At 54.6% G+C, this 896-nt stretch carries 1 pseudogene; it reads right to left on the reverse strand.

The annotated features are described in order from the left end of the window. Positions 1–799 (reverse strand): annotated as a pseudogene (locus AC0L3L_RS36370) (beta-keto acid cleavage family enzyme); the annotation flags it as partial. Between the last annotated feature and the right edge of the window lie 97 nt (positions 800–896).

Genomic DNA, 896 nt, shown 5'->3' on the forward strand with positions numbered 1-896 from the left:
GCATTGTCAACGAGCTCGGCATTGGATGCCAGCACCCCACGTCGGAGATAAATGTTATCTTCCAAACCTACCCGGACGTGTCCGCCCACAGCCACCAGCTGCCCAACCATCGGCATCTCATCTGCACCACAGCCAAACCCACCCCAGACTGCCCCAGAAGGGAGAATCTCACGCATCGCCTGCACAGCGATCGGCACAGCGGGAGCACCATAACCTGTGCTGAGGCAAAATTGGAAAAGGGGCGGATCGTCAATTATGTTTTCGGAGATGAGTTTCTTAGCGATTTCAATGTGGCCTAGATCGAAGCATTCGAGCTCGGGCTTGACACCAGCCTCGCGCATAAGTGACGCCATCTCTCGCAGATCGGGCATACGCGCAACAAAAATCCGCTCCCCAAAAGCCATCGTTCCGCAATCCAGGGTGCTCAGCTCTGGCTGAAGTTTGACGGCGTGGAGGCAGCGTCCAACAGCGTTCTTAAGTGTGCTCGACTTTCCGATTTTTGGGGGGTCCAAAGAATCAAGTTCAATTTCTCCATCCATTCCACAGGTTAAGTTGATGATGACATCTGTTGCCGCGTCCCTAAGCTTCTTTACAACCTGTTCATAGAGCTCAATTCGGTTTGATGGGGCCCCCGTTTCAGGCTCACGGACGTGAATGTGAACAATCGCAGCCCAGCCTTTGCAGCGTCCAGTGCAGCCTCCGCGATTTGCGATGGCGTCTTGGGGATATTTGGATGCTTCGCAAGAACTGCGGAACCCCCTCCGGTGACTGCACACGTGACAATGACTTTCCGGGACATCAGAACTCCTACTTCGGAATCGTCTTAATTGTTTATTCCGGCGCCATGCACTCGGTGGCGGCGACGAGTGGTCATGCTATCGAAAGGTGGGGGCGGC

The sequence above is a fragment of the Mesorhizobium sp. WSM4849 genome (assembly GCF_055811385.1).